The organism is Diplocloster modestus (genome assembly GCF_019042245.1).
GTDB lineage: Bacteria > Bacillota > Clostridia > Lachnospirales > Lachnospiraceae > Diplocloster > Diplocloster modestus.
The window spans coordinates 97040-119822 of record NZ_JAHQCX010000009.1; the positions used below are offsets into that span (position 1 = coordinate 97040).

General features: G+C 47.9%; 25 protein-coding genes. 20 read left to right on the forward strand and 5 right to left on the reverse strand.

What is annotated here, in order from left to right; translation table 11 throughout:
- The first annotated feature begins 125 nt into the window (after positions 1–125).
- Genes KTH90_RS14070 through KTH90_RS14090 form a run of 5 tightly spaced genes read left to right on the forward strand, consistent with a single transcriptional unit; the run spans position 126 to position 5650 of the window.
- Entirely contained in the window at positions 126–1604 is a 1479-nt protein-coding gene (locus KTH90_RS14070; protein WP_158353855.1) for an efflux RND transporter periplasmic adaptor subunit, read from the forward strand.
- A gap of 4 nt (positions 1605–1608) precedes the next feature.
- Complete coding sequence (locus KTH90_RS14075; RefSeq protein WP_158353857.1) at positions 1609–2358, forward strand: ABC transporter ATP-binding protein; 750 nt, start codon at positions 1609–1611, stop codon at positions 2356–2358.
- Positions 2306–3571, forward strand: a complete 1266-nt coding sequence (locus tag KTH90_RS14080) for an ABC transporter permease (RefSeq protein WP_158353859.1) — start codon at positions 2306–2308, stop codon at positions 3569–3571. The genes KTH90_RS14075 and KTH90_RS14080 overlap by 53 nt, the downstream gene beginning before the upstream one ends.
- Positions 3572–3609: 38 nt before the next feature.
- Positions 3610–4305 carry a response regulator transcription factor gene (locus KTH90_RS14085; protein ID WP_158353860.1) on the forward strand — a complete coding sequence of 232 codons (696 nt, stop codon included), beginning with the start codon at positions 3610–3612 and terminating at the stop codon, positions 4303–4305.
- The gene (locus KTH90_RS14090) at positions 4298–5650 is read left to right on the forward strand and encodes a sensor histidine kinase (RefSeq protein ID WP_238726954.1); all 1353 of its coding nucleotides are present in this window, start codon (positions 4298–4300) and stop codon (positions 5648–5650) included. Before KTH90_RS14085 ends, KTH90_RS14090 begins: the two co-directional genes overlap by 8 nt.
- Positions 5651–5754: 104 nt before the next feature.
- On the opposite strand, the gene KTH90_RS14095 is transcribed toward KTH90_RS14090, so the two are convergent.
- Genes KTH90_RS14095 through KTH90_RS14105 form a run of 3 tightly spaced genes read right to left on the reverse strand, consistent with a single transcriptional unit; the run spans position 5755 to position 6808 of the window.
- Entirely contained in the window at positions 5755–6018 is a 264-nt protein-coding gene (locus tag KTH90_RS14095; protein ID WP_158353864.1) for a hypothetical protein, read from the reverse strand.
- A gap of 13 nt (positions 6019–6031) precedes the next feature.
- A complete protein-coding gene (locus KTH90_RS14100) occupies positions 6032–6421 on the reverse strand; it encodes an SHOCT-like domain-containing protein (RefSeq protein ID WP_158353866.1) in 390 nt (129 codons plus the stop codon).
- Between the two features lie 21 nt (positions 6422–6442).
- Positions 6443–6808, reverse strand: coding sequence for a DUF2089 domain-containing protein (locus KTH90_RS14105; protein WP_158353868.1), 366 nt, complete (start codon positions 6806–6808; stop codon positions 6443–6445).
- 269 nt (positions 6809–7077) lie between these two features.
- Here KTH90_RS14105 and KTH90_RS14110 point away from each other — a divergent pair, with 269 nt between their 5' ends.
- The 10 genes from KTH90_RS14110 (at position 7078) to KTH90_RS14155 (ending at position 15889) form a co-directional block, all read left to right on the forward strand.
- Complete coding sequence (locus KTH90_RS14110; protein WP_238726955.1) at positions 7078–7668, forward strand: hypothetical protein; 591 nt, start codon at positions 7078–7080, stop codon at positions 7666–7668.
- A gap of 160 nt (positions 7669–7828) precedes the next feature.
- On the forward strand, positions 7829–9595 hold the full coding sequence (locus KTH90_RS14115; RefSeq protein ID WP_158353872.1) for an adenine deaminase: 1767 nt from the start codon (positions 7829–7831) through the stop codon (positions 9593–9595).
- Between the two features lie 26 nt (positions 9596–9621).
- Entirely contained in the window at positions 9622–10992 is a 1371-nt protein-coding gene (locus KTH90_RS14120; protein ID WP_158353874.1) for an amidohydrolase, read from the forward strand.
- A 194-nt stretch (positions 10993–11186) separates the two neighbouring features.
- Positions 11187–11372 (forward strand): DUF6440 family protein, encoded by a 186-nt coding sequence (locus KTH90_RS14125; protein ID WP_158353876.1) that lies wholly within the window; start codon positions 11187–11189, stop codon positions 11370–11372.
- Positions 11373–11434: 62 nt separating this feature from the next.
- Positions 11435–12460 (forward strand): aldose 1-epimerase family protein, encoded by a 1026-nt coding sequence (locus KTH90_RS14130; protein WP_238726956.1) that lies wholly within the window; start codon positions 11435–11437, stop codon positions 12458–12460.
- 28 nt (positions 12461–12488) lie between these two features.
- Positions 12489–13109, forward strand: coding sequence for a carbohydrate-binding family 9-like protein (locus tag KTH90_RS14135; protein WP_158353880.1), 621 nt, complete (start codon positions 12489–12491; stop codon positions 13107–13109).
- Positions 13110–13333: 224 nt separating this feature from the next.
- Entirely contained in the window at positions 13334–13786 is a 453-nt protein-coding gene (locus KTH90_RS14140; protein ID WP_238726957.1) for a MarR family winged helix-turn-helix transcriptional regulator, read from the forward strand.
- A gap of 16 nt (positions 13787–13802) precedes the next feature.
- Positions 13803–15173: an MATE family efflux transporter gene (locus KTH90_RS14145; RefSeq protein ID WP_238726958.1), complete on the forward strand. Its 1371-nt coding sequence runs from the start codon at positions 13803–13805 to the stop codon at positions 15171–15173.
- Between the two features lie 82 nt (positions 15174–15255).
- Entirely contained in the window at positions 15256–15666 is a 411-nt protein-coding gene (gene mce / locus KTH90_RS14150; protein ID WP_158353886.1) for a methylmalonyl-CoA epimerase, read from the forward strand.
- Positions 15667–15706: 40 nt separating this feature from the next.
- Entirely contained in the window at positions 15707–15889 is a 183-nt protein-coding gene (locus KTH90_RS14155) for a hypothetical protein (protein WP_158353887.1), read from the forward strand.
- 186 nt (positions 15890–16075) lie between these two features.
- Here the strand turns inward: KTH90_RS14155 and KTH90_RS14160 are convergent, their stop codons facing one another.
- The gene (locus KTH90_RS14160; RefSeq protein WP_238726987.1) at positions 16076–16873 is read right to left on the reverse strand and encodes an ABC transporter permease; all 798 of its coding nucleotides are present in this window, start codon (positions 16871–16873) and stop codon (positions 16076–16078) included.
- Positions 16866–17633, reverse strand: a complete 768-nt coding sequence (locus tag KTH90_RS14165; protein WP_158353889.1) for an ABC transporter ATP-binding protein — start codon at positions 17631–17633, stop codon at positions 16866–16868. The genes KTH90_RS14160 and KTH90_RS14165 overlap by 8 nt, the downstream gene beginning before the upstream one ends.
- Positions 17634–17896: 263 nt before the next feature.
- On the opposite strand from KTH90_RS14165, the gene KTH90_RS14170 reads away from it, so the two are divergent.
- The 5 genes from KTH90_RS14170 (at position 17897) to KTH90_RS14190 (ending at position 22775) form a co-directional block, all read left to right on the forward strand.
- Positions 17897–18535: an epoxyqueuosine reductase QueH gene (locus tag KTH90_RS14170; RefSeq protein WP_158353891.1), complete on the forward strand. Its 639-nt coding sequence runs from the start codon at positions 17897–17899 to the stop codon at positions 18533–18535.
- Positions 18536–19153: 618 nt separating this feature from the next.
- A complete protein-coding gene (gene recA, locus KTH90_RS14175; RefSeq protein ID WP_158353893.1) occupies positions 19154–20203 on the forward strand; it encodes a recombinase RecA in 1050 nt (349 codons plus the stop codon).
- Positions 20203–20676 (forward strand): regulatory protein RecX, encoded by a 474-nt coding sequence (locus KTH90_RS14180; protein WP_158353894.1) that lies wholly within the window; start codon positions 20203–20205, stop codon positions 20674–20676. The genes recA and KTH90_RS14180 overlap by 1 nt, the downstream gene beginning before the upstream one ends.
- Positions 20677–20937: 261 nt before the next feature.
- Entirely contained in the window at positions 20938–21879 is a 942-nt protein-coding gene (locus KTH90_RS14185; RefSeq protein WP_158353896.1) for a magnesium transporter CorA family protein, read from the forward strand.
- Between the two features lie 68 nt (positions 21880–21947).
- Complete coding sequence (locus tag KTH90_RS14190; RefSeq protein WP_158353898.1) at positions 21948–22775, forward strand: rhomboid family intramembrane serine protease; 828 nt, start codon at positions 21948–21950, stop codon at positions 22773–22775.
- Positions 22776–22783: the final 8 nt, after the last annotated feature.

The window sequence follows — 22783 nt, forward strand, 5'->3', positions numbered from 1 at the left end:
GAATCTTTAAGAAATGTTGTTGCTTTCTGATAAGATTCTTTTTTTATACTTTTTTACAGAAACCGGGATTACCGGTTGAATGAAAGAGACGTAGAAATGAAAGATACGCGGAAAGGATACGATGCATGCGGAAGAAAATTTTGATCATTACAGGAATAGCAGCGGTTGTACTACTGACGGCGTCTGTGGCAGCTGGAAAATATTATTTGGCAAAGAACAGAGGAACACAGGTCCCCACGGTGGAGACATCCGGGGTGAGTAAAAAGCAGGTAGAGACGGCTGTTCATACAAGCGGGACGGTTAGAAGCGAGCACTCGGCTAAGATAACCACTGCGCTGACGTCCAATGTAAAAGAGATCTTTGTGAAGCCCGGGGATAAGGTAAAAAAAGGAGATCCGCTTTGCGATTTCGACGATTCTATGATTAAAACCGATCTGGAAGCGGCGCGGAAAAATTTAAAAACCGCTCAGGCTTTGAATGAGAACCAGAACACGGTGAACCATCGTACATTGGAACATGCGAAACAGGAACAGGAACGTCAGCTGAATAAGGCGGATTCGGATATTCGGGATGCTCAGGATGCACAGAATAATGCCAGGGTCCGAGCGGATCAGTTAAAGGATCAGCTGGAAGAGCAGAAGAAATCACTGGAAGCGGAGAAAACCGCGCAGGCTGGTATAACGGATGAGGCATTAAAGGCAGAGAGCGACGCCAGGATCACGGCGCTGGAAGGAAAAATACAATCCCTGCAGACGGAGATCGATTCGGCAATTAATGAGGCGAATGCGGCGAAAAAACAGATCAAGGATCTGGAAGACAGCAAAGAAAACACCAAAGCTTCCGCGCAGCAGCAGATACAGGCGGCCCAGGATACTATAAATACCGCAAAGCTTGAGAAGAACACGGATACACAGGAGACGGAAGTGAAAAAGCTGGAGGCTAATCTGAAAAACACGACAATCCTGGCGCCCTTTGACGGGACCGTAACATCGATCAGCGCAGAGGCCGGTTCTCCGGTTACGGGAAATGCGGTGATGGTGATCGAAGATACGGAAGCCATACATATTACGGCCAGGATTAAGGAATTCGACATACTGAAGGTAAAAGAGGGCATGAAGGCAAAAGTCATACTGGATGCCCTGAGCAGTGATGAGATGATTGGTAAGGTGAGTAAAATCTATATGACACCGATCAAAAGCGGGGATGGAGCGAATAATTCCGGTCAGGGCAGCGCTGCCGAATACGAGATCGAGATCACACTGGACCAGAAGAATCCAGATGTCCTGATCGGTATGAACGCGAAAGTAAAGATCGTCCTGGAGGAAGGAAAAGGCGGCTATACGGTACCCTATAGTGCGGTGATGGCAGGTGAAGATGGAGATTCCTACCTGTATGCGGCAGTGCCGGCAGAGGGAGATCTGTACCATATCCAGAAGATTCCTGTGACGAAAGGGCTGGAAAATGATTACTATGTGGAGGTACAATCCGATCAACTGACGGAGGAGATGCAGATTGTCAATTCTCCGGAGTCGGTATCTGAAGGAATGAAAGTGCAGATACAGCTGATGGATACGGCAGACGGGCCTGCCGCGGCAGAGGAGTAATGGGATGGAAAATAATGTGATTTCAATGCGGCATATCCGGAAACTATATTATATAGGAAAACCGAATGAACTGGAAATTCTAAAAGGTATTGATTTGAGTGTGGAGACGGGGGAGTTCCTGGCGGTGGTCGGGGCTTCCGGATCAGGAAAAAGTACATTGATGAATATTATCGGTGCGCTGGACCGGCCGACAGAAGGGGAATACCGGCTGGATGGATGTGATATCCGGTCTCTGAGTGATAAAGACCTGAGCAGAATACGCAATCAGAAGATCGGCTTTATTTTTCAGACCTTTAACCTGATCGCCAAGACCACGGCGCTGAAAAATGTGGAATTGCCCATGCTCTATCAGGGAATCAGCAGAAAAGAGCGGCGGGAGCGGGCTATGGAACTGCTTCAGATGGTAAAAATGGAAGATCGGGCGGATCACCACCCCAATGAGCTTTCCGGCGGCCAAAAACAGCGGGTGGCCATTGCCAGGGCCATGGCGAATCAGCCCGATATCCTGCTGGCCGATGAGCCTACCGGAGCACTGGATTCCAAAAGCGGCCATATGGTAATGGATCTGTTCCACTCGCTGCATGAGGACCGGAAAAAGACCATTGTATTCATCACACACAGCCGGGAACTGGCGGAGGAGACACAGCGGACGGTAACGATCCGGGACGGTCAGATCATCCGGGAAGAAAGGAGGAATGACCATGGATCTATGGGAGAATATCGCACTGGCTGTGAATGGGCTTCTGGCCAATAAGATGAGAGCCGTCCTGACCATGCTGGGTATCATCATTGGAATCGGGTCCGTCATAGCGATTGTGACGGTGGGAAATTCCATGACGATCGCATTTTCCGAATCCATGAAGGAGATGGGAACGAATAAGATCATGGTAACGGTTCAGGAAAAAAATATGAATTATGAAGATGAAAACTGGATAAGCCATGAACCGCAGGAGGGGGATCTGTTGACGGACGATATGATCCATCGGTATGCCTCCCGCTATTCGGATACGGTGGAAAGTATTTCCCTCATGGAGTCTGTCGGGAGCGGAAAGGCCCAGCTGGGGAGTAAAACAGCGAATGTGGACATCAAAGGGGTTAACGCGGATTACGCCAAAGCGGAGAACAAAGAGCTTTTGTATGGGAGATTTATCACTCCGCGTGATATAGAAGGAAAAAAGCGCCTGGCGATTGTGTCTGAGTCCCTGGCGGCGGAACTGTTTCAAGGAAAATCCCCGATTGGGGAAGAGGTTTTTGTTAAAGTGAACAATGACGTGATCGCTTTTACCATAGCGGGCGTCTATAAAAAGGACGCATCCATGGGAGGATATATAGACACCTATGTGTCGGGAAAAGATGCCTCTACCGACTTTTTCATCCCGCTGTCCGTGGCGCAGAATCTCAAGCAGAAACAAGGCGGATACCTGAGTTTTTCCATCGTAACGAAGGCCGGGACAGATCAGAATGACTTTACGGATAAGACAAAAAGTTTTTTCCAGCCATACTATGCTAAAAATGATAATTTTGAGGTTCAAGTAGAAAACATGCAGTCCTTTATCAAGGAAATGAACAATATGAATAAAACCATGACCCTGGCGATCTCAGCCATAGCGGGTATTTCCCTCCTGGTTGGCGGTATCGGGGTGATGAATATCATGCTGGTCAGTATCACGGAACGAACCCGGGAAATCGGTACCAGGAAAGCGTTGGGAGCCCAAAACTGGGCGATCCGGCTTCAATTTATAGTCGAATCGATCTTCATCTGCCTGATCGGAGGCGGGATCGGGATCCTGCTGGGACTGGGGGGAGGTGCGCTGGGCGCGAAAGCGCTGGGGTATCCGGCTGTTCCTTCCGTCGGCGCTGTGCTGGCAGCCGTCTTGTTTTCCATGGCGATCGGGATCTTCTTTGGCTATTACCCCGCCAATAAGGCCGCGAAGATGGATCCCATCGACGCCTTGCGTTATGAATAGAAACACTTTATACTATCTTCAAAGGGGGACTGAAAGAAATGGATAAGCGGCAGATATTAGTAGTCGATGATGAAGATGAAATCCGGGAGGTGATCCGGATATTGCTGGAGAGTGAGGGCTTCGAGATCCGGGAGGCCAGGGACGGAGATGAGGCGCTGCAAATGGTGAGTCCCCAGACCGACCTGATCATCCTGGATGTGATGATGCCTGGAATCAATGGATATAAGACCTGTCAATTGCTGCGTGAAAAGACCATCGCGCCGATTTTATTCCTGACGGCCAAAACCAGGGAATCTGATCTGACGATGGGATTCTCCTCCGGAGGGGACGATTATCTGTCCAAGCCTTTTTCTTATACGGAACTGGTCGCGAGGGTGAAAGGGCTGCTACGCCGTTATTATGTATATAAAGGGAAAGATACGCTGGAACGCAGCAGTTATATACAGATCGGAGAATTAGCGATTAACCGGGAGGTCAATGAAGTTCAAAAAAACGGAAAAGAAATCCTGCTGACGGATCTGGAATACCGGATTCTGCGGTTGATGGCAGCGAACCGCAGAAAACTGTTTTCCGCCCGTTATCTGTATGAAAGCGTCTGGGATGAACCGTACCTGAGCACTTCCAATAATACGATTACGGTACATATCCGGAAGATCCGCGAAAAGATCGAGGATGACCCGCAGCACCCGAAATACATCAAGACCATCTGGGGAAAGGGGTATCGGATTGAATAAAGAAAAACGCGTGGCGTGGCGCACAAAGCTTGGCACAAAGCTGCTGGGAAGGGTCAGCATCTCGCTGATGATATCGATTATTCTGTTTGCGGTATTGGCGGTTCCGGGTTACCAGATGATGACAACTTTTATCTACAGTCCGGCTCATTTACAGAAGCAGGCCTATAAACTTGGGGAAGACTTTCAGGAATATTTAGTAGATAACAATATTTCCGTGCGTGACCGGGAAGCCCTATTGAAATGGATAGATCAGTACCAGGATATGGTGATCTATCTGTTTCTGGATGGTTCACCGGTGCTCAACGCAGGTCCTGCCGCGTTCGATTACGAGAATTCGGAGCCGTTGACCGTACAGGATATTTCAGATATTTCAGATGGATATGTAAAGCTTGATTATCCGGAGGGAACGGTGGAGATCCTGCTCTTTTATTTCGGCGGTACGGTCTATTATGTGACACTGCTGATTGGCTGCTTTCTCGTAGCGTTTCTATTCTTCCTGGCCCTGTTCTTATGGATGATCAAGGGCCGGATCTGGTATATCGGTAAGCTGGAACAGGAAATGCAGGTGCTGGAAAGCGGTGACCTGAACCAGCCGGTGACGATCCTTGGAAATGATGAACTGGCGGATTTGGCCCAGAGTATGGAAGACATGAGAGTCTCCGTCATCGAACGGATCGATAATGAAGACCGGGCTAAACAGGCAAATAACGCGCTGATTACCGCCATGTCCCACGATCTGCGCACACCGCTTACGAAGCAGATCGGCTTTCTGGATATTATCTATTATAAGAAATATCAAAGCGAAGAGCAGCTGTTCGAATATATCGGGAAAGCCAGAGAAAAAGCTTACCAGATCAAAACCATGTCCGATAAACTCTTTCAATATTTTCTGGCCTTTGATATGGAGGAAGAAGAGGCAGCGTTAGAACTTCTGGATGGCCGTGAGGTCTTGAACCAGATGATTGCGGAGCAGGTACTGGATTTGAGAAGCGCTGGTTATCACGTGCTCTTTACTCAGTTTGAGGATGAATTTCCGCTGGAGATTAACCCTGATGAATTATACCGGATCTTTGACAATCTTTTTTCCAACATACGGAAATATGCAGATCCCAAAGAGCTGGTGGAGATCTGGAATGAAATTCACGAAGACCACATCACGCTCACGTTTACCAATCACGTTCTCAGGAAAAAAACACAGCCGGAGAGTACCAGAATCGGGCTAAAGAGTGTGGAGCGCCTTCTGGAACACATCGGCGGCACACTGCAGACAACCATGGAGGCGGATATCTTTCTGCTGAAAATGGAAATCTCATCAGGGCATTTTAAAAACTCATCCGCACGATAAATGCAAATTGGTGAAACGGCTGCTTCGCTGTCTGGTTAGCAGAACAGGCAAAGCAGCCGTTTCTTATCATTCTACAGGCGGAGCGTTTTACAAGCGGAACTTCTTTATAATTTTATGGATACGAAGGTTCCGTCGCTTGCTTCTATATGGACAATCTCCAGTCCACGGTAATCCAGCAGGACGGATATACATTCCCTGACCAGGTCCCTTAGGATCTGTTTGGTGACGAATTCACCATAGGGGGCCGGAACACTTTTCTGCATCTCCAGAAAGACAGACTCCGGGATCAGGGAGACGGCGGCACCGGCCATCCGAAGCGGAACCGGAAGCCAGAGATTCACATCCTTGGATCTAACGATAATACGCATAGGACATCCCCTCCTAGCTGATGTAGATCTTGACAATACTGCCGTCTGCCGCGCTGACATCCACAATATTGCCGTCCGTCTGCGTCTCCAGACAATCCATTACAGCACTTGTGATTTCCTTCAGATCCACGCCCTGCAGGGACTCATCAGGGATCGGAAGCTTGCCGGTGGCATTTAACAATTTGCGGATAGCGATGACCGGCAGCTGGATATTTACTTTATCACCATCGGTACTGTCCACCTGAATCCGGAACATTTTCTTATCATAGGAATTGGCTGCCGGTTCGATACCGTAAGCAGCCTCCTCTTTTTCAGGCTCTATGGCTTCTAACAGGCCTGCGGCCTGTTCAGCAGTAATCTTTCCTTCTTCCAGCATCTTTAAAACTCTCAATTTTTCTTCCATTTTTTCTCCTTTCGAGTGCTATTATTTTTCGCTCATTTGGCTCAGCGCTTCTTCCGGGGTGATTTCCCCTTTCTCCAAAGCGTCCAGTATTTCTTTTTTCCGGTCTGCAGACGGAGCCGGCACTGTTTTATACCCGAGTTTCCCGATCACATCGTCGAGCTTGGAACGAACGGTAGGGTAGGAAATTCCCAGCTCTTTTTCCACTTCTTTGATGTTACCCCTGCATTTTAGAAAGGTTTCCACAAAATTCAGGTCGTCCGCCGACAGATAATCAAACTTATTGAGATAAAAATCATTTTCAATTACAGTATCACATTTTTCGCATTGTAACTTTACAACCTTCAGCTTTCCTTTGCATACAGGACATTGACTGATGACTTTGTACATTTATTTGCTCACCTTCCTTCGTTCTGCTATCACTATATCCCTTGAAATTAAAATTGTCAATATAAAAATTAAATATATTAATATAAAAATTAAATATATTAATTCAAACACTTCAAAATCAAACATATGGGTTCGAAATTTTAACTTATTTAAATCAATTCCACGCATTTCTGGGCACAGTCGCAGTAAAAAATCCGAAATTAAAAGATTTTTATAGAATTCAACTGTTATACTGGCCCAGTAAGAAAAAGAAAGGAGAATAGATAATAATGAAAAAAGGTTTTACAAAAAAAAGCATGTTTTTGATGGCAGTTGTTCTAAGCGCCTCACTATTCGCAGCAGGCTGCGCCGGACAGAATGAAGAGGAGAGTGCGGATACCCCGCCTGAGGCAGCATCTGATGCGCAGGATCATCCTGCTTCCGCTGCCTCGGACGATGACAGCCAGGACTCCTTACAGCCCTCACAGGTGCCCGCCGATACCGATACAGAAGCTAAGGGGGAAAGCGGCGATAAGCAGGATGAGCCTTCGGAATACGATTATCCGGACCTGGAAGGCAGTGTCCTGAATATACAGGATGACCGGTTCGAAATTACAGAAATTTTCGTCGAAGTATCAGAAGATGGGGAAAGCAGCATCGCAGTCTCAGAGCCTGAAAACAGTGACAACACGATTACGGTTATGGTTACAGACCAGACTCAATATCAGGTTCGAAAGGTCAACAGCGACCGTATGACCTCCACGATGTCTCCAGGAACAAAAGAAGATGTAAAAAAAGGAAGCATGATAGATCTGTGGGGAACCTCAGAGCAGGGCACCTTTTATGCCGACACGGTAGTAGTGTGGGTCATGCCGGACTAGAGAGTCAACATCCGGAGACAGGCCCCATAAGGTATAAAATGGGCCTTAAAAAGGATTGAGATTGGGTACGGATTCGTCTATAATGAGATTGTCAGAAATTTTTGATGTCATGGTTGATGCAGCAGATTCAAACAACAAACAAAAAAGGAGTTGGGTAATCATGAACAAAGATTTACTAGCAGTGGCAGGCGGACGGAAACCGGCGGATCTTGTAGTGCAGAATGGTAAGATCGTGAATGTCTATTCCGGCGAGATTTATGACGGCGGTGTGGCTGTATCAGGCGGGCAGATCGCGGCGGTCGGTGATGTGGCGTACACGGTCGGTCCGGATACCCGTATAATTGACGCCGGTGGAAACTATATTACGCCGGGATTTATCGATGGGCATATCCATCCGGAGAGCTCCAGCCTTTCGATCCGTCCGTTCGCGGAGATCATGCTAAAACATGGGACTACCGTGATCATGACCGACCTGCATGAAGTGGGTGTGGTAGGCGGATTGGAAGCCATCGAGGCAGTTCTGGATGAAGCGTCAATGACCGATCTTAAGTTATATTTTGTTGTTCCCTCCCATGTGCCGTTTTCTCCATTCCTGGAGACCAGCGGTGGGAAATTTAATACGGAGATTATAGAAAAGGCTTTGAAACGGCCGGATGCGGTGGGACTCTCTGAGATCGTCGGTCCCTATGTGCTGGCCGGTTTTCCGGATCTGCTGCAGTCCATGGATGTGGCGGCGGCCATGCCCGGTAAAACACTTCAGGGGCATCTTCCCGACATGAGCGGACCTGCCATGAATGAATGTCTGGCGGCCGGGGTCAGTACGGATCATGAGTCATTATCCGCCAAGGATGCGCTGGAGCGTCTGCGCGGAGGCTGTAATCTGATGATCCGGGAAGGTTCCGCAGCCAGAGGACTGGCGGACTGTATCAAACCGATTATTGAACAGAGGCTGGATACTTCCAGAGTCAGTATCGTTACTGACGATTTACATACCATAGATGCAGTGGACAGAGGACACTTAGACGATGCGGTACGCGTGGCGTTAAAGGCCGGCCTGGACTTTATCAAGGCGATCCAGATGGTATCCTTAAATGCGGCCAGGGCTTTTGAGCTGGATCAGGAGATCGGCGGCCTGGCCCCCGGTAAGAGGGCGGATATCAATATCACGACAGGGCCGGAAGACTTTAAAGTTAAGACTGTGATCGCAGGCGGGAAGCTGGTGACAGAGGATGAGAAGCTTCTGGTTTCTTATCCGGTGGCGGATCATAAGCCTTGTCTTTTAAACACCATGAAGCTTAAGAATCCCATCACCGCGGACAGCTTCAAATATTATGCACCCGAAGGCGCGAAGAGGGTTAAGGTTCAGGTGATGGACACGCTGCCCTGGATTCCCATCACCCAGGGGCGGGAAGTGGAATTAACGGTTGCGGACGGTGTGATTCAGTGCGATATCGATCAGGACGTGCTCTATATTGCCCAGGTGGAACGGTATGGCATTAACGGCAATATCGGCAAGGCCTTCATGGGAGGCTTTAACCTGAAGAGAGGAGCGATCGCATCCTCTGTAGGACATGATAACCACAATATCATCGTACTAGGAACGAATTTTGAAGACATGGCTGTCGCTGTAAACCGGGTAGTTGAGCTGAACGGCGGACAGGTGGCAGTCGATGGCGGACAAGTGGCCGCGGAAGTGTCTTATCCGGTTTGCGGTCTGCTTTCGGATCTGTCGGCGGAAGAACTGGCGGGTGAGAAGAAGACATTGATCGCGAAGATTCATGAGATGGGCTCCAACATTCCGATTCCGTTTATGTTCCTGTCCTTTATCTGTCTGGCGGCGCTGCCGATGTTTGCGATTACGGATCATGGATTTATCGATGTCCTGACCCAGCAGATCATTGACCCGGTGCTGGAAGTGCTGGAATAAGCCGGGGAGTGAAAGGAGCCGTATTCATGGGACAGACTTTATTAAAAAATGGATACATCGTCACGATGAACGAGACGGAACAGGTCTATGACGGTGGAAGCGTTCTGGTGCAAGATGATAAAATTCTGGCGGTGGGGAAGGTCGATCCAAAGCTTGTGGCACCGGACGCGGAAGTGATTGAGTTAAACGGCCGCTATGTGCTGCCCGGTTTTGTCAATACCCATGTCCATACTTCCCAGCAGATCAGCCGCGGGGTTGGAGACGATGTGGATTTCATCACATGGCTGCACAAGCGTATGTGGCCTTATGAGAGCAACATGACGGAAGAGGATTCCTATTATTCTACCCTGATGTGCTGCCTGGAGCTGATCCGTTCCGGTGTCACATCCTTCGCAGAACCGGGAGGACAGTTCGTAAGCGGCATGGTCAGAGGAGTTGCCGAGGCAGGTCTTCGCGCGAAACTGGCCAAATCCGTCATGGACTGCGGGGAGGGCCTGCCGAAGATCTGGCAGCGGACCACGGATCAGGAACTGGAACAGCAGGAGGAAGATCTGAAGCGTTATCACAACAGCGCGGACGGTCGGGTCCAGATCTGGTTCGGCCTGCGTACGATTTTCAACAACACGGATGATCTGATCATTCGTACCAAGGAGCTGGCTGACCGGTATGGTGTAGGGGTACACATGCATGTGGCGGAGGCCAAAAGTGAAGTGGAATACACCCAGGAAATTTACGGGGAACCTACCGTTACCCATTTGAACCGGCTGGGGGTTCTGGATAAAAATCTCTTGGCCGTTCATACCGTATGGCTGACCAATGAGGAGATCCGTATGTTCCGGGAACACGATGTCAAAGTGTCCCATAACCCGGCTTCCGCCATGCGGGTATTGGGCTTTGCCAAGATTCCCAGGATGCTGCGGGAAGGTGTCTGTGTCTCCATCGGTACGGACGGTGCGTCCTCCAGCAACCGGATGGATATGGTCGATGAGATGTGGCTGACTTCCCTGATTCACAAAGGATGGAGGCTGGATTCCACGGTAGTCCCCTCCGAGGACGTGCTGCGGATGGCGACGATCAACGGCGCCAGGGCTTTGCTGGACGACCGGTTCTATGGAAGCCTGACACCGGGTAAGAAAGCGGACTTAATCGTCATCAACCCTCATGGACCTTCCATGATGCCGGTGAATGATAAGATAGCAGCTCTGGTCACTGCCATGCATTCTACGAATATCGAAAGTACCATGTGTGATGGAAAATGGCTGATGCGTGACCGGAAGATACTGTCTCTGGATGAAGAAGCGATCCTGAAAGAGGCCAGTGCCAGAGGAGCCGCCATATATGACAGGGCTTTAATCCATCTGCCCGACCGGTTCCCGGTAACTAAAATAGAGGACTGATTTAGAATTTTAATGGGTTTCGCAGGTCATGATTCCGCCCTATACAGCAGAGTATGCAGGAATCAGCCTGCAAGACCCATTTTTGATTGACAAGCGCTGGATTACAACTTAAACTGATAGATATTCAAATATGATCTGCAGGATATAGTCGCATTTATGGACAGATTGAAATTTAGATAAAATGGAGGGATACGATGGGATCATCAGACAGATTTGAGAGAGTTTACAAACAGGGTATCGCCACTGTTACAGAGATATGGGTAGATAAGAAAACCGGCGTGAATTATCTGTACCATGTAGACGGATATTCGGGCGGATTGACACCGCTATTGGACAGAGAGGGAAAACCTGTTATTTCTCCGTTGGAATATCACCAGTGATTGCATTTTGAGAAAACCTTTTGTAAAATAGAATCAAATAACAAAAGAGAGAGGGATTTGCCATGGGATTTAAAGAAGATAAAAGATATGCCGGCCACATTGACCAGCTATTCAAAGTCAATCGGGTAGAGATGCTGGATGGCCGTGCGGAAGGGGCCAAACTGCTGGATGTTCAAAATGGTTCCGGAATGAATTTTTCCATTAATACAAGCCGGGGCATGGATATTCCATATCTGAACTATAAAGGATGCAATATCAGTTTCGTATCACCCTGCGGAGTGGTCGCGCCCGAATATTTTGATGATAAAGAACTGGGATTTTTAAAGAGTTTTACAGCCGGATTTCTGACAACCGGCGGTCTGTCTTATATCGGTGGGCCCTGTGAATATGAGGGAAAAGCATATGGACTGCATGGAAATGCGGCCAATACGCCTGCGGATACCTTCCATTACGAAATCCAGGAGGAGGACGGAAACGCGTGCCTGATCGCCGGCGGTAAACTTCAGGAAGCGGTACTCTTTGGAGATAAGCTGTCGTTAACCCGGCAGATTAAGTGCTGCTACAAAGAAAAGAAATTTACGATTAACGATACGGTCACCAACGAAGGATATAAAAGAGCGCGCCATATGATCCTCTATCATATGAATATAGGTTATCCTCTGCTGGCGCCGGAGTCCCTGGTCTACATACCTTCCAGCAAAGTGATACCCAGAACCCCCCATTCCGCAGAAGGGCTGGATTGCTGGAACGTGTTGCAGGAACCGGACCCGGACTATGAAGAGATGTGTTACTATCACGAAATGACATCCCCGATGCCGAAAGCGGCGATTTTCAATCCAAAGCTGGGAATCGGGATTTCCATTGCTTACAAACATTCTGCGCTGGATCATTTTGTCCAGTGGAAGATGATGGGGGCCGGTGACTATGTGATGGGTCTGGAACCCTGTAATGCGACGATTGACGGGATAGAAGACGCCATAGCAAACGGATCTATGAAATATCTGGAACCTCAGGAGTCTGTCCGCTACCGGATTGAGGTTGAGATTCTGGAAGGCTTGGACGAATTTGAGAAACTTCAGCAGCAATAGAAGGTTCGGAAAATAGAAGGATGGACCAATGTGTGACACCATATTTTATCCGGTCTTAATTTTAAACAGCGAAGCAGAAATCGGCAAAGCGCAGGAATTTCATATCCGGCATTACAATTGGGGAGGAGACTACCGCCCCAGTGCTTATGGACGTCTGGGAGTCCTCAGAGATAAGGGGATTCTTATCCGGATGACCTGTGAGGAGAGGCCCCCGGAGGCTCTTTGTCATACCAATAACGGGCCGGTTTATCAGGACAGTGCAATGGAGTTTTTCTTTTGCTTAGATACCTGTAAGCCTGATTACTTTAATTTCGAAATTAATTCTGCCGGAGCGGTACTGGCCCAGTACGGACCGGACCGGGCACACCGGGAATTTTTAAGCGAAGAACTTTTGGCATTATGCGATTGCCGTGTGGATGTAGGTGAGGATTCCTGGCAGTTGGATTTATTGATTCCGTTTTCCCTGACACAGGCGGTACAGGGAAAATCGGGTCTGGCAACGGGGAGCCGGATTAGCTGTAATTTTTATAAGATCAGAGAAAACCCGGATCTCATGCACTTTGCCAGTTGTTTTCCCATCGATAATCCCACCCCGAATTTCCACCTGCCGCAGTTCTTTGGAAACGCGGAAGTGGTGGAATCAATCTAATTAATTAATCCCTGATATGCAGGCTCCGGAATGGATGTTCCTGGTATATCAGGGATTTTTATTTTGGAGAATTCCTCTTTTCCCCTTTTGGAACCTGCTGATGGCTTCCGCGGAATAAGGTTCCTGTGAACGATTGACAAAAATCAGAAAACAACGTATATTAATATAAGTTCTATTTAGAACATATAAGATGGTTGGTGCGCAAAGAGAGGTGGTTGTATATCTTGATCCCAAGTCCGTCAGATATCCTGTTGTCAAACCAATATGGTATAAAAGTCTACGAAAAATTTCAGGAATCAATCTGTGAAAAATATACACTGACAAAGATGGAACTGGATATCCTTATGTTCCTTTACAACAATCCGGACCGGAACAATGCCAGTGATATCGTAAAGGTGAGAATGCTGACGAAGTCTCATGTTTCTATTTCCATTGCCAGTCTGGCAAAGAAAAAATACCTGGCACGCAACCCAAGCGGGCATGGACGGACGGTGTATTTAGAGCTGTTAAGCCGGGCGGATGAAGTGATTGAAGAAGGGCTGGCCATGCAGCAGCGCTTCTTTCAAGTCATGTTTGCGGGTTTTTCTGAGGAAGACAGAGAAAGGTTTGGAAAATATCTGCAACAAATATCAGCGAATTTGGATACAGCCTATCAGGAAGGCATACAGAATAAGTAAAATAATGGAGGTTATTATGGAACAGGAACAACAAACCAAAGTCGACCTGGGCAGCGGCAGTGTCGGCAGACTGCTGCTGCGTCTGGCTCTGCCGACGATCATTGCCCAGATTATCAATGTACTTTACAACATCGTGGACCGAATCTACATAGGCCACATCCCGGGCCAGGGAAGTCTGGCGCTGACTGGAGTCGGCGTTACGATGCCGGTGATCATGGCGATATCCGCATTTGCCGCCCTGGTCAGTATGGGAGGGGCTCCCCGCGCGGCCATTATGCTGGGGAGGGATAATAAGGAGGACGCGGAAAAGATTCTGGGTAACTGTACGGTTTCCCTGGTCTTTGTAGCGGTCATTCTGACCGTGGTATTCCAGATCTTTGGCAAGGATGTATTGATGGTTTTCGGAGCCAGTGATAATACGATTGGATATGCGTGGGATTACATGCAGATTTATACTTTGGGCACGATCTTCGTACAGCTGGCACTGGGACTAAATGCGTTCATCAATACCCAGGGGTACGCGAAGACCGGTATGATTACCATAGCGATCGGTGCGGTCTGCAATATTATTCTGGATCCGATTTTTATATTCGGATTTGGCATGGGAGTCAAGGGAGCCGCCCTTGCGACCATCATTTCCCAGGCGGTTTCCGCAGTCTGGGTAGTTCGTTTCCTGTGTACCCAAAAAAGTTATCTGAGAATAAGAAAAAAGAATTTCCGGCTGGAAACCAAAATTATCCTGCCGTGCCTGGCCCTTGGCTTATCCCCGTTTGTGATGCAGTTTACGGAAAGTGTCCTGTCCGTCTGCTTTAACACCTCTCTTTTAAAATACGGCGGGGATATCGCCGTGGGCGCTATGGCTATCCTGAGCAGCGTGATGCAGTTTTCCATGCTTCCCCTGCAGGGAATGACACAGGGAGCACAGCCGATCATCAGCTTCAATTACGGTGCCGGCAATTTTGAACGGGTGGCCAAAACATTCCGCCTGTTGTTAATCGTGTGCGTGGGATACTCCTGTACGCTTTGGCTGCTGTCCATGCTTACACCGCAGCTTCTGGTGGGGATGTTCACAAACGAGGCGGAGCTGATGGCCTATGGGGAATGGGCGCTTCGGATCTACATGGCTGTATCCCTGCTGTTTGGCATTCAGATCGCCTGCCAGCAGTCGTTCATTGCTCTGGGAAATGCGAAGACATCCCTGTTCCTGGCCGTCCTGCGTAAAATCATCCTGTTGATCCCATTGATCTACATTGTCCCGAATTTCGTCAATGATAAGGCGATGGGTGTATTCCTGGCTGAACCGATCGCGGATGGAATCGCGGTCCTGACTACAGGAATTTTATTCCTTCACATGTTCAGCAAATTAAAAAAACAAATGGCGGATTAAGGGAGTTTAAGGGTCTTTATTGACTTGTCCGAATTTAAAGACTACAATAGATTTAAATAATTAAATAAAGGGAGGTTTTTACATGAAGGTCAAAAAGTTAGACCACATCGGTATCATTACCACTGCGCTGGAGGAAGTTCTTCCGGTATATACCGAACTGTTGGGCCTTGAGTGTCATGGGGAGGAAACTCTGCCTGGAGGGGAGGCAAAAACCGTATTCATTCCCTGCGGCGATGTGGAGTTGGAGCTTTTAGCTGCAACCAGTCCGGACAGCCAGACTGCCCAGTACTTTAAGTCCAAAGGCCCTGGAATTGACCATTTTGCTCTCGAGGTGGAGGATATCAACGAAGCGGTGGAATATCTGAAATCCAAAGGAGTGAAGATGGTAGACCAGGTCCCGCGCCCGGGTGCGGGAGGATCTATGATCGCCTTCATCAGCCCTGAGGACGCGGGAGGCATTTCTCTGGAACTGTGTGAGAAGCCGAAAAATTAGGTTACATACATAAAGCTGCCAAATGACCCGAAAGGGTTATTTGGCACTTTTTAATCGCGGCATGGTCTTTATCGGACTGGCACAGATCATTGAGCTGCTTCAAAAAAACCTGGAGGCCACGCTGGCGCTTCATGAACCTCATTCCCAGCTTCCGGTACCACAGCCTCAGAAAAATGAAAAAGCAACTGTGGAAGCGCCAAGAGAACCATTGCCGCCGTTATAACAGAGCAGAGGGTAAAATTTTTAAGAGAAGTTATCAAAAGGAGGAAAAGATAAGCGATACAAAAGAATAGCAAGAATCCACCAGAAAGAGCGATTATATTAGAAGTCGGGATTAAGTCGGGATTTAAAAAGATATATGTAGTCGTGCAGAACCGTTAGAAATAAAATTCTACGGTTCTGTTCTTTGTCATATGCGTTTCAGGTAACATTTTTCCAGCAGGTTAATAAGCTTATAGAGCACCATCGCGATGATACACAGAATCACGATGGACATCATCACCCAATCCAGTTTAAATACCTGGCTGCCATAGATAATCAGGTAGCCAAGCCCCCTTCTGGCCGCCAGGAATTCCCCGATGATCACACCAACCAAAGAAAGGCCGATATTGACCTTCATATTACTGATCAGATTCGGAATATTACTGGGCAGTACGACTTTAAACAGGGCATGCCGTTTCCTGCCGCCCAGTGTATAAATTAATTTTATTTTCTCAGGATTCACTTCCACAAATCCCGCGTACATACTGATGATCGTCCCGAAAATAGCCACTGAAATTCCGGCTACGATAATGGTTTTCGTGTTGGCGCCCAGCCAGACGATCAGAAGCGGGGCCAGTGCCGACTTCGGCAGGCTGTTCAGCACCACCAGATAAGGCTCCATTATCTCAGATGTTTTTTTACTCAGCCACAGCAGGACCGCCACGGCCACCCCAATCACATTTACCAGCATAAAGCTCAACAGTGTCTCAGCCAGAGTAATTCCGATGTGGGTAAAGATAGATCCATCCTTAGTCATAGAAATAAAAGTAGTAGCAATCCTGCTCGGACTGCTAAAGATAAATGAATCTATAATTTGCAAACGGGTCGTGACTTCCCACAGCAGCATAAATATGACAAACACCATAATTCTGGCTATCGAGACGATCCGCTTGTGCCGGATATGTTCCGCCAGATATTTGGCCTGTGAAATGGAAAGATCATTCATCGTCATTCAGCTCCTTCCAGATGAGGTTAAAATAATCCTTAAACTCCGGGGCGTTCCGGCTTTTCAAAGCGGTACGGTCCTCCATGTCGATATGGATCGGCACGATTTTGCGTATGGAACCGGGGCGTTTCGACAAAATGATCACCCGGTCGCCAAGGCTGATCGCCTCAGAGAGATCATGGGTAACCAGAATAGCCGTCTTTTTTTCATGCTTGATAATCGAACCGATGTCATCCCCAACGGAAAGACGGGTCTGATAATCCAGTGCCGAAAAGGGTTCGTCAAGCAATAACAGATCCGGTTCTAAGGCCAATGTACGGATCAGAGCCGCCCGCTGGCGCATACCGCCGGAAAGCTCCGAGGGTTTTGAATCCCGGAATTTCTGGAGACCATAAGTTTCCAACATGTGATCCACGTTGTCCTTATTCCGGGAGGTGAGCTTTTTCTGAATCTCAAGCCCAAGCAATACGTTACTATAAACGGTACGCCATTCAAACAGATGGTCTTTTTGCAGCATATAACCGATATTCGTGCTGGAATCGTGAATGTTGGTACCGTTTAATTTAATGCTCCCGGTTTCCGGCTCAATCAGTCCGGAGATCAGGGAAAGAAGTGTGGATTTACCGCAGCCGCTGGGACCGACGATTGAAATAAACTCGCCGTCTTCCACTTGAAAAGATATATTGGACAATGCCTGCGTTTCACCGCTCATACTGTGATACGCATAGCTGACATGGTTTAATTCCAGTAAAGGATTCATAATATTCCTCCAATCGCGTTATAATTTATCATATGACCCCGAAACCATTTTGTGAGTGAAATCTTTCGTTTTTCACAAGATATACCGGTTGCATAAATCCCCCCTTTACGGTATGATTTCTGTGAAAGAAACGAAAGAGCGAACAAAAAGAGTTCACCATACCTTAATTTGCGGCTATAGCTGCAAACCCGTCCGCGGGGCATGAATCGAGGGTACCCATAGGTATACCGATACATGCCGGTATTGCACCTATGGAGGAAAACATGAAACCAAACCCAAATATAAATTATCAAAAAGAACTGGACAAACTGCTGGCAGCCCTTCAAAAAGAACAGCGTGTCCCTTCTCTTTACCTGCACAGCTGCTGTGCCCCCTGCAGCAGCTACGTCCTGGAATACCTGTCCGAATATTTCCATATAACCCTATTCTATTACAATCCCAACATCAGTCCCGAAGCTGAATACCAAAAGCGGGTACAGGAACAGAAACGTTTCATCGCCAATCTGCCAGCACGCCACCCCATCAAATTCAAAGAAGGCCCCTATACCCCCCAAACCTTCTACGAGGCCGTCAAAGGTCTGGAGCACCTTCCCGAGGGCGGGGAGCGCTGCTTCATCTGCTACGAACTCCGCCTCCGGGAAGCTGCCCGCTTAGCCAAACAGAGTAACTTCGATTATTTCACCACCACACTGACGATCAGCCCCTTAAAAAATGCTGCCAAATTAAACGAACTGGGCCAAAAAATCGGTTCCGAATATGGCATATCCTACCTGCCTTCCGACTTCAAAAAAAGAAACGGCTACAAACGCTCCATCGAACTCTCCGCTGAATACGGCCTTTACCGCCAAAACTACTGCGGCTGTGTGTTTTCCAGGAGGGATGCGAAGTTTACTGAGGGCTAGGTTTGTTATAAGGGGTCCGGGAAGCCGGATGGGCGGAGGAAACCGGGCGGACGGGCTGCGGACAGCGGACGGGGGCAGGAAACAGACCGGTGCTGCAAAACGCATCGGACAGACCTAAGCGGATCTAGTTACGAAGGAATCAGAACCCTTTATTCGCAGGTCCGGGGCAAACTCGCCAAAAAACGGCTCAGACAGTGCCCCGGACCCGCGAATAAGGGGTTTTGCGCCCTTCGGAGCTAGATCTGCTTAGGTTCTCCCGATGCGTTTCCCCGCCGCGGATTTTGATCCCGTCCCAAAGAAAGCCCATTCCCCAGCCACCCAGGTTTCTCCCCGGCCCTTTGACACAAAAACTAAGAAGTCCCCACAAACCTCTTGCCTGCGGAACAAGAATTGGTTATAATAAGCAGGTAAGTTCTGGCGCGCCGTTCGGTGCGGAGTATCTTTTTATCTGGCCTTTTTGAGGCAAATTCCCGGAAAACGAGATTGGAAAAAGTAGTGCGGATAGGATAGGAGGGATGCCTATTGAGGGAAAAAAGAGGTTGACATTTGGGATGGTATAGTATAATATGTTACTAGTGAAACGAACATAAGTTCGCATCTTGAAGAAGGAGAGCACAGATGGTAAAAGCAGATAAATTAAAAGCATTGGATGCGGCGTTGACGCAGATCGAGAAACAATACGGCAAAGGCTCTGTGATGAAACTGGGAGATACCTCCGCACATATGCAGGTGGAGACGGTTCCCACCGGAGCTTTGAGTCTGGATATTGCGCTGGGACTGGGCGGGGTGCCCAGAGGCCGGGTGATCGAAGTTTATGGGCCGGAGTCCAGCGGTAAGACTACGGTTGCTTTACATATGGTAGCGGAAGTGCAGAAGAGAGGCGGGATCGCAGGATTTATTGATGCGGAACATGCGCTGGATCCTGTGTACGCGAAAAATATCGGGGTCGATATTGATAATTTATATATTTCTCAGCCGGATAATGGGGAACAGGCGCTGGAGATTACAGAGACTATGGTCCGTTCCGGGGCGGTGGATATTATCATCGTGGACTCGGTAGCCGCGCTGGTGCCCAGAGCGGAGATTGACGGGGATATGGGGGATTCCCACGTGGGACTGCAGGCGAGGCTGATGTCCCAGGCGCTGCGGAAACTGACTGCGGTGATCGGTAAATCCAACTGTATCGTGATCTTTATTAATCAGCTCCGTGAGAAGGTCGGCGTGATGTTTGGTAGTCCGGAGACCACGACGGGTGGACGTGCTCTGAAGTTCTATTCTTCCGTCCGTCTGGACGTGAGAAGGATTGAGACTCTTAAGCAGGGCGGGGAGATGATCGGAAACCGTGTCCGGATCAAAGTGGTGAAGAATAAGATAGCGCCGCCGTTTAAAGAGGCTGAGTTCGATATTATGTTCGGGCAGGGGATTTCCAGAGAGGGCGATGTGCTGGATCTGGCTGCGGAAGTGGGGATTATTAATAAAAGCGGTGCCTGGTATGCTTATAATGAGGAGAAGATCGGGCAGGGACGCGAAAATGCTAAAATCTTTCTGCGTGAACATCCCGAGATCATGACGGAAGTGGAGCATAAGGTAAGAGAACACTACGATCTGCAGGATGTTCCGTTAGCAGAGGCGCCTAAGGCTGCCGCCGCAGAGGAAGAGAAATCCTGATGGACGAGATGAAGCTTAAACAGGCGAAGGCGAAAGCCCTTCGCCTGTTAGAACATATGGACAGAACAGAGCATCAGCTTCGGGTTAAATTAAAAGAGCAGGATTTTAGTGAGCAGGAGATCGATGAGGCGGTCCGTTATGTGGAAAGTTATCATTATATAGATGATGCCCGATATGCCGCCAACTATATCGAATTGAAGGCGGTGTACAAGAGCCGGAGGCAGATTGAGCAGGCCCTTATGACCAGAGGAGTAGACCGGCAGGTCATAGCAGAGGCCTTTGAGTCGTATGGGAAAATTGACGAGACACCGCAGATTGAAGCCTTTCTTCGGAAAAAGCGGGTAAACTGGCAGGAAGCCGATGAAAAAGAAATTTCGAAACTGTACCAGGCATTGATGCGGCGGGGATTTTCCAGCCGGGATATCCGAAGCGTCATTGACAAATACAGGCGGAGTCACTATAATGAAGAATGATAAAAGCTTTCGCATAAAGTGAAAGCTTTTAAAATGTAAAGAATTGAATGAAGAAAACGTAAAGAACGTAAAATCCTCATAAAGAGAATCCCGAAAGGATGTGTAATTCCATGGAAAGTGGGCCCTATCGAAGTTGTAGCATGCATAAGTTAAACCATACTGTGAAATAGCTAAGATAAGATGGGCCTTTGCTTACATTGTCTTATTTTAGTCTGTTTCCGCAAACGAAAAAAATAAGACAATGGGAAGGAGTTACGAATCATGATAAAGATTTTCAGAACCATCGACGGAGGAATCCATCAGGTAAACGAGGCACAGGAAGGGTGCTGGGTGGCACTGGTGAATCCCACGGCGACAGAATTGCTGGAGATATCCGAACAATATGAGATCGAGGTCGACGACCTTCGGGCACCTCTGGATGAAGAGGAGCGTTCCCGTATTGAGGTGGAGGATAACTACACCCTGATTTTAGTGGATATTCCTGTTATTGAGGAGCGCAATGAAAAAGACTGGTATGTGACCATTCCTATGGGTATTATCGTTACCGATGAAATGATCTTCACCGTCTGCCTGGAGGACACCCCGATTCTGGGCGCTTTCATGGACGGCCGGGTGAGAAATTTCTATACCTATAAGAAAACCAGATTTATATTGCAGATTCTGTACAAAAATGCCACGATGTTCCTGCACTATCTGAGAATTATAGATAAGAAGAGTGAAGTCATCGAGCATAAACTTCATGTTTCCACTAAGAATCGGGAACTGATCGAGCTTCTGGAGTTGGAGAAGAGTCTGGTGTACTTTACCACATCCCTTCGTTCCAATGAGGTGGTGTTAGAGAAGCTGCTGAAAGTGGAGAGTATCAAGCATTATCCGGAGGATACGGAACTGCTGGAGGATGTTATTATCGAGAATAAGCAGGCGATCGAGATGGCGAATATTTACAGCGGTATCTTAAGCGGAATGATGGACGCGTTTGCCTCGGTTATTTCCAACAACCTGAATATCGTTATGAAGGTCCTGGCAACGATTACCATCGTCATGTCCATTCCGACGATGATCGCCAGTTTTTATGGTATGAACGTCAATTCAGCCGGTATGCCCGGCGCGTCCAGCCCTTACGGTTTTGCCTATGTAATTATTTTTTCCCTTGTTGTTACCCTGATCGCCGCATTTATTCTGGCGAAAAAGGACTTGTTTTGATTAACACATGTTTTGACAACGATTGTTCCGACAAATGTATGTTCTGACAAACATAAAGAGGTGTGCCTATGAGATTTATGAATAAACTGGAACGCAAATTTGGCAAATACGCAATTCATAACCTGATGTATTACATTATTATTTTATACGGTTTTGGCTTTTTACTGGCCTGGTTTGGCGGAGATTTTTATTATCAGTATTTAAGCCTGGACGCTTCGAAGATTCTTCAGGGGCAGATTTGGAGGATTGTGACATTTCTAATCCAACCACCCAGTACCAGTCTGGTGTTTGTGATTTTTGCCCTGTATTTGTATTATATGATCGGCAGTTCACTGGAAAATACCTGGGGAGCTTTCCGGTTCAATCTGTATTTCTTCACTGGGGTTATATTACATGTAATTGTTGCAATATTGCTGTACCTGTTTACCGGGCGCGTTTATCTGCTGGGAACTTCCTATATTAATATGTCTTTGTTTTTTGCGTTTGCAGCGCTGTTCCCCAATATGGAATTTATGTTGTTTTTTATCCTGCCGATCAAGGTGAAGTGGCTGGCTATACTGGACGCCGTATTCTTTGCCGTGTCGATCGTAGGCGGTTTCATCGGAGGTTCTCCGGCCAGCAGTATCGCGGCGATTATATCACTGGGGAATTTCCTCATGTTCTATTTTGCGACCAGAAATTATCAGAGAGTTTCCCCCAGGGAAATTCAGAGAAAGAAAAAATACAAAAGAGAAATCCATGCGTCCACCAGCGGTCCCAAACACAAATGTGCGGTCTGCGGGCGTACGGAGCTGGACGGAGATAATCTGGAATTCCGTTTCTGTACCAAATGTGATGGAAGCTATGAGTATTGCCAGGATCACCTGTTTACTCATGAGCATATCAAAAAACATTGATATACTGA

What these genes read in the sequence shown, in the direction of transcription:
- KTH90_RS14095 (WP_158353864.1), bottom strand. Translation starts at nt 6,018, where the DNA reads ATGCGTATTATCGTTAGATCCAAGGATGTGAATCTCTGGCTTCCGGTT.
- KTH90_RS14075 (WP_158353857.1), top strand. Translation starts at nt 1,609, where the DNA reads ATGGAAAATAATGTGATTTCAATGCGGCATATCCGGAAACTATATTAT.
- KTH90_RS14170 (WP_158353891.1), top strand. Translation starts at nt 17,897, where the DNA reads ATGAAACCAAACCCAAATATAAATTATCAAAAAGAACTGGACAAACTG.
- KTH90_RS14130 (WP_238726956.1), top strand. Translation starts at nt 11,435, where the DNA reads ATGGGATTTAAAGAAGATAAAAGATATGCCGGCCACATTGACCAGCTA.
- KTH90_RS14185 (WP_158353896.1), top strand. Translation starts at nt 20,938, where the DNA reads ATGATAAAGATTTTCAGAACCATCGACGGAGGAATCCATCAGGTAAAC.
- KTH90_RS14115 (WP_158353872.1), top strand. Translation starts at nt 7,829, where the DNA reads ATGAACAAAGATTTACTAGCAGTGGCAGGCGGACGGAAACCGGCGGAT.
- recA (WP_158353893.1), top strand. Translation starts at nt 19,154, where the DNA reads ATGGTAAAAGCAGATAAATTAAAAGCATTGGATGCGGCGTTGACGCAG.
- KTH90_RS14105 (WP_158353868.1), bottom strand. Translation starts at nt 6,808, where the DNA reads ATGTACAAAGTCATCAGTCAATGTCCTGTATGCAAAGGAAAGCTGAAG.
- KTH90_RS14165 (WP_158353889.1), bottom strand. Translation starts at nt 17,633, where the DNA reads ATGAATCCTTTACTGGAATTAAACCATGTCAGCTATGCGTATCACAGT.
- KTH90_RS14125 (WP_158353876.1), top strand. Translation starts at nt 11,187, where the DNA reads ATGGGATCATCAGACAGATTTGAGAGAGTTTACAAACAGGGTATCGCC.
- KTH90_RS14180 (WP_158353894.1), top strand. Translation starts at nt 20,203, where the DNA reads ATGGACGAGATGAAGCTTAAACAGGCGAAGGCGAAAGCCCTTCGCCTG.
- KTH90_RS14110 (WP_238726955.1), top strand. Translation starts at nt 7,078, where the DNA reads ATGAAAAAAGGTTTTACAAAAAAAAGCATGTTTTTGATGGCAGTTGTT.
- KTH90_RS14070 (WP_158353855.1), top strand. Translation starts at nt 126, where the DNA reads ATGCGGAAGAAAATTTTGATCATTACAGGAATAGCAGCGGTTGTACTA.
- KTH90_RS14145 (WP_238726958.1), top strand. Translation starts at nt 13,803, where the DNA reads ATGGAACAGGAACAACAAACCAAAGTCGACCTGGGCAGCGGCAGTGTC.
- KTH90_RS14120 (WP_158353874.1), top strand. Translation starts at nt 9,622, where the DNA reads ATGGGACAGACTTTATTAAAAAATGGATACATCGTCACGATGAACGAG.
- KTH90_RS14080 (WP_158353859.1), top strand. Translation starts at nt 2,306, where the DNA reads ATGGATCTATGGGAGAATATCGCACTGGCTGTGAATGGGCTTCTGGCC.
- KTH90_RS14100 (WP_158353866.1), bottom strand. Translation starts at nt 6,421, where the DNA reads ATGGAAGAAAAATTGAGAGTTTTAAAGATGCTGGAAGAAGGAAAGATT.
- KTH90_RS14160 (WP_238726987.1), bottom strand. Translation starts at nt 16,873, where the DNA reads ATGAATGATCTTTCCATTTCACAGGCCAAATATCTGGCGGAACATATC.
- KTH90_RS14135 (WP_158353880.1), top strand. Translation starts at nt 12,489, where the DNA reads ATGTGTGACACCATATTTTATCCGGTCTTAATTTTAAACAGCGAAGCA.
- mce (WP_158353886.1), top strand. Translation starts at nt 15,256, where the DNA reads ATGAAGGTCAAAAAGTTAGACCACATCGGTATCATTACCACTGCGCTG.
- KTH90_RS14190 (WP_158353898.1), top strand. Translation starts at nt 21,948, where the DNA reads ATGAGATTTATGAATAAACTGGAACGCAAATTTGGCAAATACGCAATT.
- KTH90_RS14085 (WP_158353860.1), top strand. Translation starts at nt 3,610, where the DNA reads ATGGATAAGCGGCAGATATTAGTAGTCGATGATGAAGATGAAATCCGG.